Consider the following 726-nt stretch of genomic DNA (forward strand, 5'->3'; position numbering starts at 1 on the left):
CGTGACCGGTTTGGCCTCATCCGGTTTCGCTCGCCACTACTCCCGGAATCACGGTTGTCTTCTCTTCCTGCGGGTACTGAGATGTTTCACTTCCCCGCGTTCCCTCCACACCGCCTATGTGTTCAGCAGCGGGTGACAGCCCATGACGACTGCCGGGTTTCCCCATTCGGACACCCCCGGATCACAGCTCGGTTGACAGCTCCCCGGGGCCTATCGCGGCCTCCCACGTCCTTCATCGGTTCCTGGTGCCAAGGCATCCACCGTGCGCCCTTAAAAACTTGGCCTATAGATGCTCGCGTCCACTGTGCAGTTCTCAAACAACGACCGGCCACCCACCACCCCCGCCACGAACAGCGGAGTACACCGGGACCGGCACCGAAGACCCAGCCTCCACGGCCGTGCCCTCAGACACCCAACAGCGCGCCCGACCCGGCCCCGAGCACCCGCATCCGTTCCACACCCCCACCAGGAGGCCGTACTGAGAGCGGATCCCACAGGGACCCGGCCGACTAGTCAACGTTCCACCCATGAGCAACCAGCACCGGACGTGCGCCGGTGTACTGGCCCCCAGACCACCGGCCCCCCACACAAGAGGAGACCCGGCGGCCGAGAAGTGCTCCTTAGAAAGGAGGTGATCCAGCCGCACCTTCCGGTACGGCTACCTTGTTACGACTTCGTCCCAATCGCCAGTCCCACCTTCGACGATTCCCTCCCACAAGGGGTTGG

2 rRNA genes are annotated in these 726 nt (G+C 64.0%); both read right to left on the bottom strand.

Going from position 1 to position 726, the window contains the following annotated elements:
* Positions 1 to 284 (bottom strand): 23S ribosomal RNA (locus AC2CJA_RS27050); the annotation flags it as partial.
* Between the two features lie 340 nt (positions 285 to 624).
* Positions 625 to 726, bottom strand: a 16S ribosomal RNA gene (locus AC2CJA_RS27055); the annotation flags it as partial.

Source organism: Streptomyces sp. ATLC9 (genome assembly GCF_057196705.1).